Annotated in this window: 13 protein-coding genes; all 13 read left to right on the top strand. The window is 36.7% G+C overall.

Features of this window, described 5'->3' with window-relative positions; genetic code table 11:
* Positions 1-21: 21 nt before the first annotated feature.
* Entirely contained in the window at positions 22-1,077 is a 1,056-nt protein-coding gene (locus CTER_RS27140; protein ID WP_004628352.1) for a response regulator, read from the top strand.
* Positions 1,078-1,114: 37 nt separating this feature from the next.
* A complete protein-coding gene (locus tag CTER_RS18865) occupies positions 1,115-6,673 on the top strand; it encodes a non-ribosomal peptide synthetase (RefSeq protein WP_004628498.1) in 5,559 nt (1,852 codons plus the stop codon).
* Between the two features lie 29 nt (positions 6,674-6,702).
* On the top strand, positions 6,703-8,871 hold the full coding sequence (locus tag CTER_RS27135) for a sensor histidine kinase (protein ID WP_004628280.1): 2,169 nt from the start codon (positions 6,703-6,705) through the stop codon (positions 8,869-8,871).
* A 162-nt stretch (positions 8,872-9,033) separates the two neighbouring features.
* Positions 9,034-11,130, top strand: coding sequence for an ATP-binding protein (locus CTER_RS27130; protein ID WP_004628402.1), 2,097 nt, complete (start codon positions 9,034-9,036; stop codon positions 11,128-11,130).
* 93 nt (positions 11,131-11,223) lie between these two features.
* A complete protein-coding gene (locus tag CTER_RS18850; protein ID WP_004628380.1) occupies positions 11,224-11,700 on the top strand; it encodes a GNAT family N-acetyltransferase in 477 nt (158 codons plus the stop codon).
* A 111-nt stretch (positions 11,701-11,811) separates the two neighbouring features.
* Positions 11,812-12,573: a hypothetical protein gene (locus CTER_RS18845; protein WP_004628258.1), complete on the top strand. Its 762-nt coding sequence runs from the start codon at positions 11,812-11,814 to the stop codon at positions 12,571-12,573.
* A 50-nt stretch (positions 12,574-12,623) separates the two neighbouring features.
* On the top strand, positions 12,624-13,100 hold the full coding sequence (locus tag CTER_RS18840) for a GNAT family N-acetyltransferase (RefSeq protein ID WP_004628456.1): 477 nt from the start codon (positions 12,624-12,626) through the stop codon (positions 13,098-13,100).
* Positions 13,101-13,180: 80 nt separating this feature from the next.
* On the top strand, positions 13,181-13,639 hold the full coding sequence (locus CTER_RS18835) for a GNAT family N-acetyltransferase (RefSeq protein ID WP_004628286.1): 459 nt from the start codon (positions 13,181-13,183) through the stop codon (positions 13,637-13,639).
* An 86-nt stretch (positions 13,640-13,725) separates the two neighbouring features.
* Positions 13,726-14,775 (top strand): WD40 repeat domain-containing protein, encoded by a 1,050-nt coding sequence (locus CTER_RS18830; protein ID WP_004628427.1) that lies wholly within the window; start codon positions 13,726-13,728, stop codon positions 14,773-14,775.
* A 466-nt stretch (positions 14,776-15,241) separates the two neighbouring features.
* Positions 15,242-15,742, top strand: coding sequence for a hypothetical protein (locus CTER_RS18825; RefSeq protein WP_004628274.1), 501 nt, complete (start codon positions 15,242-15,244; stop codon positions 15,740-15,742).
* Positions 15,743-16,265: 523 nt separating this feature from the next.
* A complete protein-coding gene (locus tag CTER_RS18815; RefSeq protein ID WP_004628470.1) occupies positions 16,266-17,045 on the top strand; it encodes a polysaccharide deacetylase family protein in 780 nt (259 codons plus the stop codon).
* A 136-nt stretch (positions 17,046-17,181) separates the two neighbouring features.
* The gene (locus CTER_RS27125) at positions 17,182-19,005 is read left to right on the top strand and encodes a leucine-rich repeat domain-containing protein (RefSeq protein WP_004628343.1); all 1,824 of its coding nucleotides are present in this window, start codon (positions 17,182-17,184) and stop codon (positions 19,003-19,005) included.
* Between the two features lie 513 nt (positions 19,006-19,518).
* A partial coding sequence (locus CTER_RS18805; protein WP_004628448.1) for a response regulator occupies positions 19,519-20,677 on the top strand: 1,159 nt, incomplete at its 3' end.

The following is a 20,677-nucleotide window of genomic DNA, read 5'->3' as shown; positions in this document are numbered from 1 at the left end:
TAATTTGGCAGGAGGCAGTGTATGGAAGATATAACAGTATTATTTGTAGATGATGAAGTAAATGTGCTAAGTTCCCTTAAAAGAGGCTTGTATAAGGAAGATTACAGGTGCATGTTTGCCGAAAGTGCGGGGGAAGCCCTTAAAATTATGGAAGAACACAAAATAGCCGTAATTGTGACGGATATGAAAATGCCGGGGATGGACGGTCTGGCGCTTTTAAGGATATTGAAAGAAAAATATCCTAATACCGTAAGAGTAGTATTGTCGGGATATACACATCTTCAGCAGGTAGTTCTGGCAATCAATCAGGGTGACATTTACAGATATATTACAAAACCGTGGAAAGTGGAAGATGAGTTCAAACCGGTTATCCGGCAGGCTGTTGAATATTACCAGCTGCTAGCCGGAAAGGAGGAACTGCAGAAAGCTCTTGAATTTAAAAATGCTTCTATCCAGAACATACTTAACGTTATGAATGAAAAACTGTCAATCAGCAGAAAAGATTATGACAATGTTAAAAAGTTCATAGGAGGCATTATGGCATTCCTAATGAGTGAAATGATAAATCCGGCACAGACAAACACTGATACTGCTGCTTTTTTTGATATGGTACAAAGGTTCTGCCAGGGTTTTCTGAATACAATTCCTACCGAAATAAGTGAATTTAAGGCTGCCGTTTTATTGGAGGGAATAACAGCCAGTGTTTCCAGATACAAAATATTTGAAAAAGTCTACATTAAAAATGAAGATCATAACAACATTATCTGTTGTGGAAACTATAAATTAACTCTTTATACAGTGATATATATTTTAAATTATATAAGCACGCAAAATACTGCCGGGGAGCTGAATATGGGCATTATTACAAAAAATGAATTAAAATATATCGATACTGAAATTTATGCTGATATCAGAACGGTTTATAAATCGGATTATACCATGCAGAATAATCTTATGCTGGTTGAAAAGCTTATAAATACTACATTGAAGGAGCTTGGTGTGATTGTCCGCATTAGGAATCAAAATAACGTTATTCAATTAAAGTACAAAACAATGTTTGTGCCGAAGAGTGTATGATTACCCGGCACAGGCTCGGAAGGGACAGAGGTCTTACATGAATAGATTTAAACCTGTAAATGATATTAAACGTATTGAAGACTTATTTAGAAATCTTGCGAGAAAAAATTGTATTTCAGTTATTATAACAATTAGAAACAAGCGTCAAATTGCAGAAATGTCATTCTCCCCCAGGAAGGGCAGCCAACCTTCAATAGTCTGCCCGGGCAATGAAAATATTCAAATAAATGCCGGCGAAGAAATGGCGGTTTCCTTTTCGGACAGGGAATTTACCGTATTTTTCAAGACGGCGGCTGTCGGCTCATCTGTTGGGAACTCTTTCGATATACAAAAGCCCTTTGTTGTTTATACAGGTTTCAAAAACCTTCTTTTGCAATACGGTTTTCCTCATCCCGGGTTTTTAAAAAACATTGCTCCGATTTTTGCAGGCTTTTCCTATGGAAACTCGGAAATTGATATGGCTTTGGGCACTGTTCTGCGTATATATCCCAAAACATTTATGGGACAGCCGGCTGTATACCTGAAAGAGGAAAAGTTTAATCCGGAAGCCTGGACTGAAATTTACGGAGGAATAGCAGATTATCTCCATCTCCATCCCTGTTGTGAGAATTTCATAATGTATTTGCCAGCTGCCTGCCAATGGCAGATTGAAAGCATGTCGGCTATTGAAAGGTTTGTGGGGGACAGGAGCAGGTTTGTAATTGATACCGTTTATGGATATATCTGCGACACTTCGAGTTTGATGTATTATGATACAAAGCAGGAGTATAACTGCCAGGCAATAAATGACTGTGCGGCTTTTATAAAATATTGTGCTGGCAGTCTGGAGCCGCTGATAGTTAAAGCGCTGGGTTATGAGCAGGACAGCTTTTTTCTTGATGAAATACGGCAGGTCTGTAAGTCAGATAGCTATTTCACCGACAGAAGCCTTTATTGCGTTAAAAAGGAGGAAAAAATAATTGCTTTTGCTGTTGCAGAATCGAGTTCTGATATCTTGAAATTCAATATATTTCACGATGTCTGCAGATTATATTATGTAAGTAAAGATTCTGATATAGAGCAGATTACAGCTGCCGTATTGCCTGAAATTGCCGCTTTTTTTCATGAACGGGGAAAGGTGAGCTTCAATCTTTTATTGAGTGTCAATGAGCAGTTAAGGTCACAATTCAGTTTAAAGGGAGTAGAATTTAAGGATAAATTTGCAGGTATGTTTATGAACCGTGAGGGAATGAGAGAATATAAAAAATTGTTAAAAGATAATTTCATTGACTTTAACAGATACAGAAAACTTACATATCCCCAGTTGTCTATATGGCATACCGAGAAGGTTTTTCCCGGCACAGGTTTTGGAAATATAGCCGGTACTGCGCGAATAAACGGAAAAGTGGATTTTGAGCTTTTGGAAAATGCCATAAACCAGGTTGTCCGGGAGAATGACAGCTACCGTACAAGGATTGAAGAGGGGGAGGAAACAGAAAAACAGTATTTTGCAGAATACAGATATTTCAAGGTTGATTTTTTTGATTTCAGCGGGTCAGGAGCTAATGAAGAATACATGAAGTGGAGTGGTATTAAGACTGTTGAACCTTTCAACCTGCACAATTCCGATTTATATTATTTTGCATTATTTAAAATCAGTGAAAACGAGGGGGGCTTTTTTTATAAAACCCATCACATCATATCAGATGCCTGGACCGGTGTAACACAGATCAGCAAAATTATGGAATACTATTCCAAATTACGGAATGGTATAAATTTTATCTCCGGGAGTAAACCGTCATATATTGATTTTGTAATGGCGGAGGAGGATTATCTGCATTCGAAGAGGTTTGAGGAGCATGAAAGGTTTTGGAGTGAGAAATTCAGTACGGTACCTGAATTTTTAAGCTTTAAAACCAGAGGAGCTGTTTATAAAAAATTAAAGGCTTCCAGAAAAAGTGTAAAAATTTCACCGGAGCTGGCAGGTAATATCCAGGAGTTCTGCATTTCAAACAGACAGTCTCCGTTTATCACCTTCCTTTCAATACTTTATATATTTATTAGCAGAATTACATCCAAATCAGATATTGTGTTGGGAACTCCGGTGCTTAACAGGACAAATGCACGTGAAAAAAAGATGACAGGAATGTTTATTAATATATTGCCTGTCCGGTATGCTGTGGATTGTGAACAGAATCTTATTTCATTTGCCCATGCCCTCTCAAAAGAATGGCTCACCCTGCTGAGAAACCAAAAATATCCTTATGAACTTATACAGAAGGAATTCAGGGAAAGGCACCAGGTCACAGACAGTCTTTCGGACGTAGTGTTGTCATATCAAAATGTTAAGCTTGACAAGGATGAATTTACCGAGGATTATGAACTGTCATGGCATTTTTGCGGCTACCAGGCCAATTCTCTTCAAATACACGTAAGGGACTGGGAGGATACGGGTACTTACGTATTGGATTTTGATTATCTTGAAGATGTGTTCTCCGCTGATGAGATCGAAAGGATGAGCAGGTATTTTGTAAACCTGCTGGATGAGGCTGTCAGCCATCCCGGAGAGAAACTCGGGAAACTGAATATCCTGCCGGAAATTGAAAGAAGGCAGGTGCTGTATGATTTTAATAATACTGAAAGAGATTACCCAAAGGATAAAACCATACAGGAATTGATTGAAATTCAGTCCGGGAAAAATTTTAACGATATAGCAGTAGAATTTGGACATAAAGAGCTTACATATAAAGAGTTGAATATCAGGGCCAATTCTCTTGCCGCTTTATTGAGGGAGAGAGGTGTCAAGTCTGACAGTGTTGTAGGTATCAGTATGGAGCGTTCTGTAGAGCTGATAATAGGCATTTTAGGAATATTAAAGGCAGGCGGGGCTTATTTGCCGATAAATCCAAAGTATCCTGCGGCAAGGATCAATTACATTTTACAGGACAGCGGAACTCAAATACTGCTTATCAACGGAAGCCTTAACGGCAGTATTGACTTTGACGGAGAAATTCTGGATATGGGAACAATACAGCTGAATACATATGAACAGAATAATCCGGTAAATCTCAATAAGCCTGATGACCTTGCATATGTTATTTATACATCAGGTTCAACGGGAGAACCAAAGGGGGTTATGATAGAACACAGATCCCTGGTCAATTTCTTATATTCCATGTATGAGATGTACGATTGTGATTTCAATGCCGGTGACAGGTGTCTGAGCCTCACCAATATATCCTTTGATGCAAGTGTCTGTGAAATATTCATGCCTCTTGTATTTGGAGCATGTCTTGTACTTAACAGTGATTCGGACTATCTGGATGTTGTAAAGTTATCAGAAATTATTGTGCAAAAGTCCGTTAACTTTACGTACATTCCCCCATCCATGCTTAAAGAACTGTCCGGGCTTTTAAAAAAATATCCCGGCAGAGTAAAGCTGGACAAAATGTTTGTAGGTGCCGAGCCCATAAAAGTGAGAGTTATGGATGAATACCTGTCAATAAATCCCTGTATGAAAATTCTCAATGGGTACGGTCCCACTGAAACTACTATAGTTGCGTCCTTTTATCCTTTCAGGCTGGAAGATGACAAGGAATCCTACATATCGGTCGGGAAGCCGGTCAGCAATACGAAAATTTACATACTGGATAAGGAGCTGCTGCCGGTGCCAGTCAATACCGCCGGCGAAATATATATTGCCGGAGATTGCCTTGCAAGGGGATATCTGAATAATTCCGGATTTACCGGGAAGAAGTTTGTACAAAACCCATATTCGGAAGGAAGGATGTACAAATCAGGCGACTATGCCAGATGGCTGCCTGACGGGAATATCCAATTCATTGGAAGGGCTGATAATCAGGTTAAAATAAGAGGTCTGAGGATAGAGCTGGGAGAGATAGAAAATCTGCTGTCAAAAATGAGTCGTATAACCGGAACAGTTGTTATGGCAAAGCAGGATGAAGATGGGAATAAATATTTATGTGCATATTTTACAGCTACTGAGAAGTTAAGTAAAAATGAGATCACAGCTCATTTATTAAAATTTATGCCTGAATATATGGTGCCCGGATTTTTCATCCAGCTTGCAGAAATGCCTTTGACCTATAACGGCAAGATTGACAAGTTGCTTTTACCCGAGCCTGACAGGAAAAATAATGTAAATAAGGACTTTTCACCTCCCTCCAATGAGGTTGAAGAAAATCTGCTGAAAGCCTGGCAAAAAGTCCTCAGGATTACCGGCATAGGTGTAAAGGACAACTTGTTTGAATATGGGATTGATTCCCTTACAATCATGAGGGTGCTGGTAGAAGTTCTGGAGTACGGCTGGAATGTCGCAATGCAGGATTTCTACAAATATCCGACTGTAGAGGCTATGGCCGAAATAATTATGAACAAAGACCCGGGAGCAGCGTATGAGGAAATTCCCGCCGCAGATCAGAACATCAGCCTGCAGGGAAGGATGAGTCTTTCGATAGATTATAAAAAAAGAATATATAAGAATGTGCTTTTAACCGGGTCTACCGGTTTTCTGGGAGCACACCTCCTTGAGAAAATGCTGGCTGGCACACAAGCAAATATATATTGCCTTGTAAGGGCTGAAAGTATGGACCTGGCCGTAAACAAACTCATGGAAAAGCTGCATTTTTATTTTGGCAGCAGCTATGACAGCTTTCTAAACAACCGCATAATTGTCGTAAACGGCGACATTACCTGTGAAAGGTTCGGTCTGGATATTCAGGCATATGAGGAATTGATCAGGGAAATTGATACAGTGATACATTCTGCCGCAATAGTCAAGCATTTCGGCGACTATTCCCGTTTTGAAAAAACAAATGTCATGGGAACGCAAAGGATGCTTGAGTTCTGTATTTCAAGCGGTGCCAAGCTTAATTATATTTCAACCGCAAGTATATCCGGAGATTTTTTCAAGCAAAGCTCCGGGAATTTAATTTTTACTGAAAATGATCTTTTTATCGGACAGAATTTTGATGACAATGTTTATGTAAAAAGTAAATTTGAAGCCGAAAAACTTATTTTTCAATATTCCGGGAATTCTTTAAATGCGTCAATATTCAGGATAGGAAATTTAACAGGCAGGTACAACGACGGTCATTTTCAGCCCAATATCAGTGAAAACAGATTTTACGGCATACTGAACTTCTTCATACAATCAGGAGTTGTTTCAAGGGATATCTGCCGGCTGAAGGCGGAATTCACACCTGTGGACATATGTTCGGATGCTATTGTGAAATTGGCTGAGCTTGATATGGACCGGTTAAGTATATTCCATTTGTTTAATGACAAAAAAACCGAAATCCGGGAGATTATACAGGTATTCAGGTTTGTGGGCTGCAAAATTGATTTGCTTGATAATGAACAGTACAGAACCAGAATGGCAGCTTTATTAAAAAGCCTTGATACAAAGGAAATGATGGTCAATATTATAAATGATCTGCGTAGGGAGGGGACATTCGGCCTTAAGCCGTCTGTGACAGTGAATTCGGAAATTACAAAAGAATATTTAAAGCCGGCAGGTTTTGAATGGCCGGATATTAATGCCGGTTATATATACAAAATATATAAATACATGAAAAAAGCAGGCTTTATCACATAAAATAATGTAAAAATTTTAGGGGGCTTAAAATGAAATTGGATACAATACGTAAAAAATCAAAATTGGTAAAAAGTATTGTCAATAATAATGTTGTTACCAGTATTATTCTGCTGTATTATCTGGTGACGGTTATTGTCAGTGTTATCTTTTATCCAATGGTCCAGATGCTGCTGAACTACCCTCCAAATAATGAGGAGGTGAGTGTGCGGCTTGGTACCAGCAATATAGGCCAGTACATAATTATTGTATTTCTTTCCATGTTAATCGGTACTTTTCTTTTCATAAGAACATTCAGAGGCATTAATAACTGGGATAAACTGGATCCAAGAAAAGAGGAGGATCTCAAAGAACTGAATGCCATCAGAAAAAAATGCATAAATATTCCTTACCTGGTTTTTCTCGGCCAGGCGCTGATAGTGAATATCCCTCTGATACCGGTACTTTTACTTGTCAGAAATTTGAACAACATATCCTTGCTGGCCGTGATAAAGGTTTTGATAATGGTATTTTCGCTTATGTGTCTTGCAGCGGTTATATCGCATACCTTTTCAAGGAGACTGTTTAAAATTATTTTACTGAGAACGTATACAGGAGGGGAAAAGGAAGGAATAAGGATAGGCTTAAAGAATAAGATATTTTTTCAGATAATACCCATGCTGATTCTGACAATGCTTTTCACCGCGCTTATAGGGTACTCAAGGCTGGTAGACGAGAAAGGCGATATGCTGTACAGCCTATACAAAATGCAGCTGTCCGAAAGTATTGATAACATGAATACCGACCTGAAAAATCCGGAACAGGCTTTTAACATATTAAAAGAAATTAAATTTAATAGCAATGAACCAATATATTTTGTCAAAACTCCCGGGGGTGATATCCTTACTTCGGATAACAAAAATATTGGCGGCTATCTGACTTACTTTATTTCAAACCCCTATGAGGGGGACAGAATCTTTGATATAAATTCTGAAACTCAGGGTATAGTTGCAGTAATTGACAGTAACGGGGCAGAGTGGCGGATGGGTGTTATTTTCAAAGTGGCATCGGGAAATGTTCTGATGTTCTTTCTGCTGGGATTTCTGGCATTGCTTTTCCTTAATGTTTTTGTTTTGTACTATTTCTCAAAATCTCTAGCAGACGAGATTTCACTGGTGGCTGAAAATCTTACTGAAATAGCTGAAGGAGAAAATGTGGATCTGGATAGAGAACTTGCGGTCATATCCAATGACGAGCTTGGAGATCTGGTCGTTGCTTTCAACAAGATTCAGCAAAAGGAAAAAGAGCATATTTGTGAACTGGAGGAAAAGCAGGCCATAATAATCGAGAGGGAACAGCTTGCCCAGGACACGCTGAAAAAGCTTAAACAGCTTCAAATGCAATTGATAAATCAGGAAAAGCTGGCGGGGATAGGTCAGCTGGCAGCGGGTGTTGCCCATGAGATTAACACCCCTCTGGGGTATGTATCCAGTAATATTGAGACCTTGAAAAACTATATCATGAATTACAGGACTATGCTGGACACTTATCGAAATTTCTATAAAGAAGTATGTAAACTATGTCCCAATCAATCAATACCTGGAATAAATACTGTTTATAATACTGAAAATAAAATAAACATTGATTTTATTAATTCGGATATTACTGACCTGTTTAATGATGTGAGTGATGGCTTGGAGCGTATAAGCAAGATTGTTATGGGCTTGCGCACCTTTTCCAGAGTCGATCAGCAGAACGAATTTGAGGAATACGATCTGAATAACGGAATACAGAACACCTTGCTGGTCGCCAATAATGAGATAAAATACCATGCAAAGGTTGAACTGTTTTTAGGTGATATACCGAATATATATGCAAACGGAGGGCAAATAAATCAGGTTCTTCTGAATATAATTATAAATGCTGTTCATGCAACAAAATCAAAAGAGGATATAAATTCAAGTTTAATAACTGTCAGGACGTACAGTGATGAGCGTTATGCCAGTTGTGAAATTGAGGATAACGGGACGGGAATACCCGAAAATATTATCGGCAGAATTTTTGATCCCTTTTATACAACCAAGCCGGTCGGACAGGGAACCGGGTTGGGACTCAGCATAGCCTATGATATAATCGTAAATAAACATAAAGGAGAATTACTGGTTGACAGTAAACCGGACGTTGGTTCTAAATTTACTGTCAGACTTCCGGTACACAGATAAATAATGAAAAAATGAATTGAATGTAAAACAAGTATTGCCACAATAAGCTCAGGAGGTTTTTTTATAACACTTTTGATAATATGGACTATTTTCTCAGTTTTGTTGGTCTCGATTTATAGTACAATTATTATTTAGAGGGAAAATTAAGATAGGAGAAAATCAATGGAAAGTAATGATAGAGTTTTGTTTATAAATGAATCTCCGGAGACCGCAAGTATTGTAATGGAAAAGCTTGCAATGTGGGATATTCCAGTTTGTCAGAAACAGGCAACCTCTCTCAAGGATTTGAATAACTTGTTAAACAGCGGACTGTGGGATGTTGTAATAAGTGAATATAAATATTCCGGAGTTATTGCATTTGATGTATTAAAGAAGTTAAAAAAAACCTATTGTCATATTCCGATAATTGTCCTTTCAGATGATTTATCCGAGGAAAATGTACTTGAATTAATCGAGGCAGGTATAGACGACAGTGTCCCCAAAAAGGAATTATCCCGCCTGAGACAGGTCATTTGCCGTATATTGCGCAATCTGCCAAGTCACAGGCATGTGCTGACCCAAGGGTACTCTGCTGACAAGCAGGTCGGCAGATATGAGGCAGAATATGGACCGGCGGAGATGGAGCACAAGGGTTCTATTCTGTTTGCAAATATGACCGAGGCTTTTCTTTACGGGAAGGTCATTTGTGACCGGCAGGGGAAGCCGGTCGATTATGTGATACTTGATACAAATCATGCTTTTGAGTTAATGACCGGCAATCAAAGATTTGAAATATTGAACAGGAGAGCTGCAGAAACAAATTTTGGAACTAATGAAACTGAACCTGATTTGATTGAAATATGCGGCCGGGTTGCCATAACCGGAGAGAAAAGGGTTTTTGAATGTAAAATGAATTATAGGGAGAAGGTTTACTCAGTATCTGCATACAGTCCCTGTCCAGGATATTTTGTTAGTATTTTTACAGATATTACAGAGCAAAAAAAGATTGAAGCAGAAATTGAAAAGCTGGCCGCTGCTTTTGAGCGGAGTCCGGTGATGGTCATAATCACCAATCCTGATGGAATCATGGAGTATATTAATTCAAAGGTTACATCGGTTACCGGATTCAGCTTTAAGGACGCTAACAGCAGGAATATAAACCTCCTCAAATCAGAGATGGTTCCGAAGCATATACTGAATGAGATGAAAGAAAAATTCAGAAATGATGAATCCTGGGAAGGGGAGTTTATAAGCAAAAAAAAGAATGGCGAGCTCTATTGGGTTTCTGCTTCCGTTTCGCCGGTCAGGGACAGAAATGGGAATACAACCAATTATATATTAATTCAAGAGGATATTTCGGATAAGAAAAAATTTCAGCAGGAACTTGAGGAAAAGCACAGGAATCTGGTGAAAGAGGTTATGAAACTAAAGGTGATGCAGAAGCAGAAGATTCAGCAGGAAAAACTCACGGGCATTGGACATCTTGCTGCCGGGGCCGCCCATGAAATCAACAATCCGCTGGGGTTCGTCATAAGTAACTTTGATATGTTAAGCAAGTATTGTGAACGGTTCGGTGATTTAATACAGGCATATAGAATTTTCAAAAATCATATAAAAAATAACGAGTACCAACTTGCGGTTCAAAACATAAGTGTCCTGGAAGAACTTGAAGAAAAGTATAATATCGATTTTTTATTAAGTGATATTAATGATATTTTTAATGACTGTAATGACGGGCTGACCAGGATTACAAATATTGTAAGCGGACTTGGTACTTATATCAGAGAAGAGCCGCATGATAAGATTATGGAATATGATCTGAGCGCCGCTGTCGACAATACCCTTGAGATATTGCAAAGTGATTTGAAGCAACATGCCGAGGTAAAAAAGGAGCTTAATAAAGTGCCTGATATTCAGGTTATGGGAGATCAAATTAATCAAGTGATTGTGAACTTGATTGAAAATGCCCTTTATGCAATATCCCGCAAGCATGTAAATGGAAAAGGAGAACTTAAAGTCAGAACATATAATGACAAAAGATATGTATACTGTCAAATCGAAGATAATGGTGCCGGCATATCCAAAGATAATCTGAATAAAATTTTTGATCCTTTTTTTACTACAAAGCCTGTAGGTCAGGGATCAGGAATGGGATTAACAATAGCCTATAATATTATCAGCCGGCATAACGGGCAATTGTCTGTTGAAAGCGAATATGGAAAAGGGACAAGCTTTACTTTCAAGCTTCCTGTAAACAATAAACCAAAGAAAACAAATTGAGTTTGCTTTTAAGTTGAGCATTGTATTAAACTATGAACTATCGATTATTTATATAATCTTACAGATAAACAGAAATTTGACGGAGGGAAAAATATGGATTTGATTGTAAAACAATTTGGAGAATTATCCGTTGAGGAATTATATGAAATATTGCAAATCAGAGTTAAGGTATTTGTTGTGGAACAGAATTGTGCATATCAGGAAATAGATGATAAAGACCAATATTCATACCACGTGTTTTTAAAAGATGATACGGGAATTAAAGCCTATTTAAGAGTTGTCAATAAAGGAGTCTCTTTTGAAGAGGTATCAATTGGACGAGTGCTGACCCTGAAAAGAGGATGCGGATTAGGGTATAGAATTCTTTTGGAGGGCATAAAGATTGCGAAAGAGAGAATGAATGCAGATAAAATAAAAATAGAAGCTCAATCTTATGCAAAAGAATTTTATGAAAAAGCAGGATTTAGGCAAATATCAGAGGAGTTTTTAGAGGATGGAATTCCACATGTTTTAATGGTGCTGTACAAAGAGAATGCAAAAGGTTGTAAAAAAAATATAAATAAACTATGATATGACTAGAGGTCAAAAGTCCGATTTTTTGCACAAAATGAACAAATTTTTAAAAAGTATTTTTGACACTTGAATTATATATAGTAAAACAAAAAAACTTAGGAGGCCGTCATGAAACACAACCTTTTTCTCAAGAAGACCCTTTTCCTTTTGCTCTCATCTATATTTCTGTTTGCTCTCTACGCCTGCGGACAAAACAGTGTCAGCACTCCGTCGACCACGGCTGCATCATCCACACCAAGTGTAAGTGCGATGGTTACGGCGAATCCTGTCCAACCTTCTGATAATAGTTCTCCACAGGTATCTGATGATGTACCATCAGGATATAATGATGCGCTTGCAGCATATAACAATTTCTTAGCAGGAAGTATAAAAGCACAAGACTCAAAACATGAGATAAGTGATGGAGCCGTTAATATTAAAGATATTTCTTTGGAGCCGGATTTAAAAACTTATTACGCCTTATTTGATATGAACGGGGATGGAATACCGGAACTTCATCTGCGCCCTATAGTTGGTGGCAGTTATGCTATTTTTACATATCTTAACGGACAAATTGTCTTGTGGCATGAAGGTCCCGATTATGAATCTCCATTAAACAACGGAGCAATCTTATATGAACGCGATGGTGCAGCACCGACTCACATAAACTATTATTATTTAGTTTTGGACTCCGATGGAAATGAAATCTCAAGAGTATATTTCTCAAAGTATCACAGCGTCGATGAAAGTGGCTTGAATGAAAGTAACGATTATGATGTATTTATATACGAAGATAAAGAAGTTTCCAAAGATGAATGGGATTCACTGACCAATGAATATTTTTCGATATCATCTGACTTAATCATATGGAATTTGCTTAACAAGCATTAATAAACGATTATAATGAAAATTTGATAGTGTCACAAAACAGGAGGTTACATATGTTTGAAGTAAAGCCCATTGATATAAAGACGAGGGAAGATGTCATTAATTTAATTAATGAGCAATGGGGCGGTCCTGTAATTGTTACTAAAGGAATAATACATTATGCCGGATATTTACCTGGCTTTGTGGCTGTTGAAGATGATAAACTGAAGGGGTTAATAACATACAATATCCAAAATGAGGATTGTGAAATTGTATCTCTTGATAGTTTAATAGAAAAGCAGGGGATAGGGTCAATGCTAATAGATAAAGTAATTGAGGAAGCGAAAGCACATAAATGCAAAAGGGTTTGGTTAATAACAACAAATGATAATACGCATGCCATCCGGTTTTACCAAAGGCGAGGCTTTAATTTTACGGGTTTATATATAAATGCAATACAGGAATCCAGAAAGATAAAACCTCAAATACCGCTGCTTGGAATGGATGATATTCCCATAATGCATGAGATTGAATTTGAAAAGAATTTATGAATACTTATAAATTAAGTATAAATTCAATGAAGTAGTATGGAGATTTGAATTATATTAATTTATAAGGGAGATTTTCGTAAATGATAAAAATTAGAAGTGCTAAAGAATACGAGCATAATATATTAACGGATTTAGCAATTAATTCTGAAGCTTATTGGGGATATGATCCGGAATATATGAATATGTTCAGAGCTGTTTATAGTGTAAGTGAAGAATTTATAAATAATAATATAACAATTATCTTAGAAGAAGATAATAATATAATCGGATTCTACAGTGTAATTAATGATGAGAGGGAAACTTCCCTGGAGTATTTCTATATTGCTCCTGAATACATAGGTAAAGGCTATGGAAAACTGCTTTGGAACCACTTGATTAAGGATTGCAGGAGTCGTGGGATAAAAGAATTCAGCTTGGTTACCAGTCCTCAGGCCAGGGAATTTTATATTGGAATGGGGGCTGTTTTATGCGGGGAGGTAGAATCACTTCTTAAAAAAGGACGTATAATCCCAAAATTAATTTATACAATTGAAAATTAATTTTTATAAATTTAACATGCGGTGACAGGCAGCAAATCTCATTTTACTGATATGGGAATGTTACTTTTGTGTTCTGGGAGGATAGAATGAAACGGAGACTATTTATAATTTCAATTATTGGAATTGTTGTTTTATGTTTATCAGGTTGTCAAAATCAAAATGTATTGGAAAGTCATTCGGACGCATTGGCGAATCCTGTAAATCAGGCCGGTGTTGCGTCGTCAGAGATAAATTACGTATCCGACAATCAAGCGAATGATGTATTTGAAACCAAATCACAAGGGTTACCTAATACTAATTTGGTTTCCTTTTGGGATGACTATGCTAAAAGTTATGGCGGCTCCAAGGCTAGCTTTAGTGAAATGCCCATGAATGCTGACTTATTACCTTTATACATTGCAGGTATGCAGCATAAGGATTCATACGTTCGATGGTCGTGCGCATACAAAGCATTTGATTATTATTGGGATGCAAGAAAACCTGATATTATCAGAGCTCTGAAGCCATTGCTGAATGATCCTGTTCAACAAGTGCGGGAGGCAGCTGAATTTTCCACGGAGATATTGTCTGAAACATTTTCAGGTCCTGAATTTGTCCATTCTCCCAATGGCAAAGATGTGGCATTTTGTTCTTTTTTAAATACGCGTTTCAATGATGGAAAATTATGGGTATATTCCGGAGAAACCAGGCAAATATCAATGGTTTTGCAGCTTGTAAGTGTTGGAGGAGATGGAGGTGTAGCGGGCTATATACATTGGAGTCCTGATGGGTCCAGGTTGGCGGTTGGCGATGGCGGCCGGCTATGGTCAAACACTGTTATATTAAAATTAGCTACTTTGACTGCAAATAAACAAGAGTTGTTTTCATACCTTGGAGAAAATAGTGGGAAGTTTGGCTACAAAATAGGCGGTTATCAACGGTCTGATCCATCGGTGCGCTTCCTTGAATGGAGTCCCGACAGCAAAAAGGTATTGCTTTCATATTATTTTGCCGAAGATATGGAAAAGTGGCAGTCCGGTTATGCGGTATACAACTGTGAAAAAGATAAGTATGAAAGGATTATGCCCAATAAATGTTCCAATGACGGTTATCCTAAGCTTGAGAAACCGGCTGATTTTCAATGGTCAGGAAAATAGGATTTCCTGGTATGGTATGATAAATAATGGTTTGTACAAAGATATCCTATTTCTGCCTATTTGTTTCTAAGAGCTCCATATAAAACAAAGATTAAGCCAAGGAACATTAAAAATAATCCTGATATAAAGGGTAGTAATCCTCCTGTTTCTATGACTGAAGTAAGATATTTTCCCGGAGGCGTATTCCAGGAACCAAGTTTTATATATAAATGACTGCTTTGAATATGAGCAATACAAAAGAGAATAATACCAAAAAACATTAAGCTGATACCGGATAAAAGTTTGTTCATATTTATACCTTTCAGGTTATGGTTATTTTTACATACTTATAATACTATATCAAAATGCATATATCAACTGATATGAAAACAGATTGATTAGAGTGTGGCAGTATTACCTCAAAGGAGGAACAGAACGGATACATATTTGGTTTTTGGTTATTCTTAAACAGGAGGCAGCAAATCATATGAAATATTTTACTAAAAAGTTATGGGCAGATATTCAAAATGAAAAAAAATATGAAGAAACCAGAGATTTATGGGACAATGCGGTATCTGAGTACCACAAACAGTTTGAAGGACTAAAGTCAAGGCTGCCTGTTGACGTGTACGAAATTTATAAACAATATAGTCTTCATGATAGCAGGATAGTATCTCTTGAAGCAGTAAATTACTCACCTATAAAAAGGTCCAATAAGTCAAAAAGATCCAATAAATCAATTTGTGTGACTTTAAAGATATCAATTGATGATAATATACTTATATTTGAGTATAAAAATGTAACGGACATTAATTTTAAATATTCAGTTGAAAATCAAAAATTTGAAGATATTAATGATAACTTGGGTTATATCGGTTACGATGAATTAACTGAAAAAAATAAAAATTATTTAATGCATGAGTTCCTTTTAAGTACGGGAAATACAATAGAAATTATATTTAAAAATGTAAAAGTATTTTTGGGCTAATTTTAAAACAACTGAAGGGAGTGATATGATAGTTTTGAAAAGAGAACTCATATTTATAAATACCATTATTAATATTATACACTCTATGAATTTACTGTAATATATAGTAATATTTTGGTGTGGCTATAAAATTTACAAGGATGGTTCTAAAAATGCAAATTGATATAACAAAGGAACAATGGATAAAAATTAGGGAACAAGGTAAATTCAAATACATACTGTTTCATTGGATTATAACTGTTGCCTTACCACTGGGAGTTGTTTTACCGGTATTCAGAATTTTCTTTAATAGTGATTATACTTTTAGTCGGTTTATAACCAATGTCATGATTAATATTGTTATGTTTAGTTTCGTATCAATTATCTTTGGAAACTGGAAATGGAAGAAATACAGTAAAATGCTCAACTAAAATTAATACATGATTAACAGTAGATTCCATTGCATTGTTGTACTACTAACATAACTCCTTAAATAATAAAATATTATATATTATAAATATTTTATTATTTAAGGAGTTTTATAATGAAGTTTATTATTATAAACCGGAAGAGGTTTTCGAGTTACTTATTTATTTTGGTGATTGGAATGGGACTTATAGCGTTATTTATAACTATAGGACGTTCAGGAGTTTTTAACTCTATAAATGTTTTCAGCAACCAGAGAGTGCTTCCTATTTATAGTGTGGAAACAGATAGAAACCTGGTTTCAATAACCTTTGACTGTGCCTGGGGGGCCGGTGATATACCTACAATATTGGAAATACTGAAAAAGGAGAATGTCAGGGCCAGTTTTTTTATGGTGGGACAGTGGGGTGAAAAATATCCCGATGCGGTAAAACTTATTGCAAACGACGGACATGATGTGGCCAACCACGGCTATTCTCATTTAAGAATGAGCACTATCGGCAAGGAAAAGTGCAGATCCGAAATTGAACTGTGCAATCAGAAACTTGGGGAAATATCCGGTACCAAGGTCATATTATTCAGACCGCCATATGGTGATTATAACAATACCGTTATTGAAACCTGCAATGAATTGGGGAGCTATCCTATTCAGTGGAATGTTGACAGCCTGGACTGGAAAAAGGAAATGAGCAGGCAGGCTATTCTGGAGAGGATCATGAAAAGAACAAAACCCGGTTCAATCATACTTTTTCACAATGATACCCAATATACCGTAGAGCTGCTGCCTCAGATCATTTCCCAGCTCAAGGCCAAAGGACTTGATTTTGTTCCGGTATCGGAGCTGATAATGAAAGATAATTATTATATCGACGATCAGGGCAGACAGCAGAGAAAATAGGGAACCCTAAAAGTCAATTAATTAATGACATGCCCACATTTTCAAACAAAATTTATGTAGAATTTTCCACAAAAATATGGTATCATCTAATTAATTTCGAATTATAGCAAAAATTGTATATAAAAGGGAAAAAACAATGAAATCATTAAATGCAAAAAAAATTATAATCAGTTTCTTTTTTTTAGTCATACTGGCTGTCATACCAGCACTTCCTGCTCAGGCGCAGGGGGATGACGATTTTCTTATTCAAGACGGTATGCTGAAACGCTATTATGGCTCAGACAGAGCCGTAGTTATCCCGGATGAAGTTACAGGTATAGATGTATATGCATTTCAGAACAACACGGAAGTGACCAGCATAAAGATTCCTGACGGCGTCACGATCATCCGGCAAGGTGCATTTTCAGGGTGTACCAGTCTGACAAGCGTAAATATCCCGGACAGTGTTATAAGCATTGGCCTTTATGTTTTTAAGGATACTCCATTGATTAAAGATATCCCAGGTGATTTTACCGTGGCAAATGGTAATGTTTTAGTGAAATATAACGGTACGGATGAAGCAGTAACCATACCGGAAGGAATAAAATTTATCGCTTATTTTGCATTTTCGGAATGCAGTAGTTTGAAAAGTGTTATAATGCCGGACAGTGTCACAAATATTGGAGAATGTGTCTTCTCTAATTGTGAAAATTTAGAAAGCATAAAGATTTCCCAAAATGCCATTAACATAGGCAGCAATATGTTTAATAGATGCACAAGCCTGGAAAGCATAATTATCCCGGAGGGGGTTAAAACCATTGGAAATGATGCTTTTATTGCTTGCACCAATCTGAAAAGCGTAACAATTCCAAGCAGTCTTAAAAGTATTGAAAACCTTGCGTTTTCTGATTGCAAAAGTTTAAAAAGTATAAATCTTCCAAGCGGAATTGAAAGAATAGGAGGTCAGGCCTTTGCGAGCTCCGGTTTGAAAGAGATAGTAATTCCAAAGGGTGTAACCAAAATTGAATGGATGTGCTTCAGTGATTGCACAGATTTGACGAGTGTAACCATTCCCGATGGTGTTACAAGTATTGAGGATTTTGCATTTAAATTTTGTTCCAGTTTAAAAAAACTGGTAATACCAAAGAGTGTTACAAATATCGGCTATTATGCATTAGATGGTGTCCCGTGGTTATACGAAAATAAAGATATTTTTGTTATTGCAGGGGACAATATATTATTGAGCTATAACGGAAATGAAAGTGCCGTATCCATACCTAATGGAGTTAAAAGCATTTACCATGAGGCATTCCACTATAACTCCCAAATAAAAAGTGTAAAAATTCCAGGCAGTGTAACCTTCATCGGAGATAATGTTTTTAGTAACTGCGAAAACTTAAAGAGTATAACTATCCCAAAGAGTGTTACTTATATTGGTAAACTGGCTTTTGAAAACACTCCGTGGCAAAAAAATTATCAGGGCGATTTTGTTGTGGCTGGAGATGGTATATTAGTGCGATACAAGGGCAAGGGCGGTGAGGTAATTATTCCGGACAATATCAAAAGTATTAGTGTTGGTGCCTTTTTAAATTGCCAAAACTTGACCGGAGTGGTGATTCCAAGCAGTATTACAGAGATAAGCGATGGAGCGTTTAAATTATGCAGCAGTTTAAAAAGCGTAACTATTCCCAAGAATGTTAAGAGCATTGGAGAGTATGCGTTTGCTGAATGTACAGGGTTAGAAAAAGTAATTATTGAAGAGGGCACGAAAAGTATTGCAGATTTTGCATTTTATAATTGCGGCAGTTTAGTGAGTGTGATGGTTCCGGACAGTATGACAGATATGAGCGGTTTTGCATTTAGTGACTGCTATAATTTGACGCTCTATGGTTCATGGGGTTCCTATGCCGATAGATACTCGTTTGCACATCAGATACCTTTCGAAGTTAAAGCAGCCGGTGAATTAACACCAGGGCAATAATCTAAAATGTAAAGGTAATACAGAGTAATTTTCTGTGTAAACCATTAGGTCTAGACTTTTTAAGGTTTACAAAAGCTGTTATTGACCTTGACAGTCTAATCATTTTGAGAAAAAAGTGAAAATAACTTGATGAAGAGGCCTTTGGATGATTTCCAGAGGTCTTTTTTAGAATAATCTTTAACACTTCATTTACTACCTTCTATTCATTTCATAGGGCATACACAGTAAACAAATTGTTGAATATTACCGGATGGGTACTTTCCTGCAAAAACATAAATTTATCCATTTATTATTAAGGGCAGACAGCAGAGGAGAAAGTAGGTAATATAAAAATAAAAGCACCCCTGAGTGTGAAAGTTTTTCTGTAAATAGCTTTCTACGATGATAAAGTTCACCATGTTATATCGATTAGTCCACCATTCAACAGATTATCCACCGCATAATATGAAGGTTAAAATAAAATTTTGTCGAATATTTTATTTAAATCAAACAATAATAGGGGTGATCTATTCTTTGTATAGCACTTTAGTGGTTGACGATGAACCAAAACATAGAAAAGGCCTTATTAATTTAATCAAACAATTCAGACCAGATTATAATGTAAACGGAGCAAAAAATGGGCAAGAGGCGTTAGAATTCATTCTATCCAACGATATTGAAATCCTTATTACAGATGTAAAAATGCCGATTATGGATGGATTGGAACTGACAAAAAGGGTTATGGCATTGAAGAAAGATATAAAAGTCATAATCCTGAGTGCTTATGCCCATTTTGAGTATGCCCAAAAAGCTATAGCTCTTGGCGCCTTTGATTATTTACTAAAACCCATTGACAGTGAAGGAATTGCTGTAATGCTCGGAAAGGTAGAAGACAGGATCAAACTTGAACGGAGAACGCTACTGGAGAAAAAGCAATTGGAAGCCCAGCTTAAAAATACTTTGCCTGTATACCTTGAAATGCAGCTTAATAAATGGGTGAATAAAGGGTTAAACGAAAATGAATTAAAGGAAATATCGCAGATTTTCCCTTTTAAAGGAAAAGGTGCAATTATTGCCTGTGAAATTGAAGGGAGCAAAAATAAAGATGAAAATTATGACCCTGAAGAAAAAGAGGAAATCAAACAAAGCATTAAATATTGGATGAAAGAGGCCCTGAATTCTTTGGGACATTCACTTTCTTTTTTTCTTCATAGTGATGAACAAATAATGATTACAATTTTAAATGTATCTAAAGAGATTGAATTTCATTTTTCAGAAAAACTGAATATATTTAATGAATTAATCGAGCATGTAAAATTAAGCTATGGAATTAAAATTACGATAGGGCTTAGTGATGAGAACGATAATATATTTGACCAGATTAGAAGAGCGTATATGCAAGCTGTTACAGCTTTAAGCTACAGGTTTTATTTTGAAAAAGACAGTATTATTTCTTTTTCTCAAATCAGTGATGAAAACAATGTATCTCAGACAAACGTGCTCAAAGAAGAAAAAGAGCTCATGATAGCAATCCGGCAATTGCAGGGAGAAAAAGTGAATGAATGTGTAGAGAAACTGTTTGAAAGAACAATTTACAATGGATTAATACCGCCGCAAAGATTTAAAGACGTTGTGGGCACGATGATTCTCAATCAAATAAGAACTTTTCAAGAATTAATGAATAAAGAATATC

Source organism: Ruminiclostridium cellobioparum subsp. termitidis CT1112, assembly GCF_000350485.1.
Taxonomy (GTDB): domain Bacteria; phylum Bacillota; class Clostridia; order Acetivibrionales; family DSM-1351; genus Ruminiclostridium; species Ruminiclostridium termitidis.
The sequence above is the reverse complement of the archived record's forward strand: the minus strand, read 5'-3'. Positions and strand labels throughout refer to the sequence as shown.

What these genes read in the sequence shown, in the direction of transcription:
- CTER_RS18850 (WP_004628380.1), top strand. Translation starts at nt 11,224, where the DNA reads ATGGATTTGATTGTAAAACAATTTGGAGAATTATCCGTTGAGGAATTA.
- CTER_RS27140 (WP_004628352.1), top strand. Translation starts at nt 22, where the DNA reads ATGGAAGATATAACAGTATTATTTGTAGATGATGAAGTAAATGTGCTA.
- CTER_RS18835 (WP_004628286.1), top strand. Translation starts at nt 13,181, where the DNA reads ATGATAAAAATTAGAAGTGCTAAAGAATACGAGCATAATATATTAACG.
- CTER_RS18840 (WP_004628456.1), top strand. Translation starts at nt 12,624, where the DNA reads ATGTTTGAAGTAAAGCCCATTGATATAAAGACGAGGGAAGATGTCATT.
- CTER_RS18865 (WP_004628498.1), top strand. Translation starts at nt 1,115, where the DNA reads ATGAATAGATTTAAACCTGTAAATGATATTAAACGTATTGAAGACTTA.
- CTER_RS27130 (WP_004628402.1), top strand. Translation starts at nt 9,034, where the DNA reads ATGGAAAGTAATGATAGAGTTTTGTTTATAAATGAATCTCCGGAGACC.
- CTER_RS27135 (WP_004628280.1), top strand. Translation starts at nt 6,703, where the DNA reads ATGAAATTGGATACAATACGTAAAAAATCAAAATTGGTAAAAAGTATT.
- CTER_RS18825 (WP_004628274.1), top strand. Translation starts at nt 15,242, where the DNA reads ATGAAATATTTTACTAAAAAGTTATGGGCAGATATTCAAAATGAAAAA.
- CTER_RS18830 (WP_004628427.1), top strand. Translation starts at nt 13,726, where the DNA reads ATGAAACGGAGACTATTTATAATTTCAATTATTGGAATTGTTGTTTTA.
- CTER_RS18845 (WP_004628258.1), top strand. Translation starts at nt 11,812, where the DNA reads ATGAAACACAACCTTTTTCTCAAGAAGACCCTTTTCCTTTTGCTCTCA.
- CTER_RS27125 (WP_004628343.1), top strand. Translation starts at nt 17,182, where the DNA reads ATGAAATCATTAAATGCAAAAAAAATTATAATCAGTTTCTTTTTTTTA.
- CTER_RS18815 (WP_004628470.1), top strand. Translation starts at nt 16,266, where the DNA reads ATGAAGTTTATTATTATAAACCGGAAGAGGTTTTCGAGTTACTTATTT.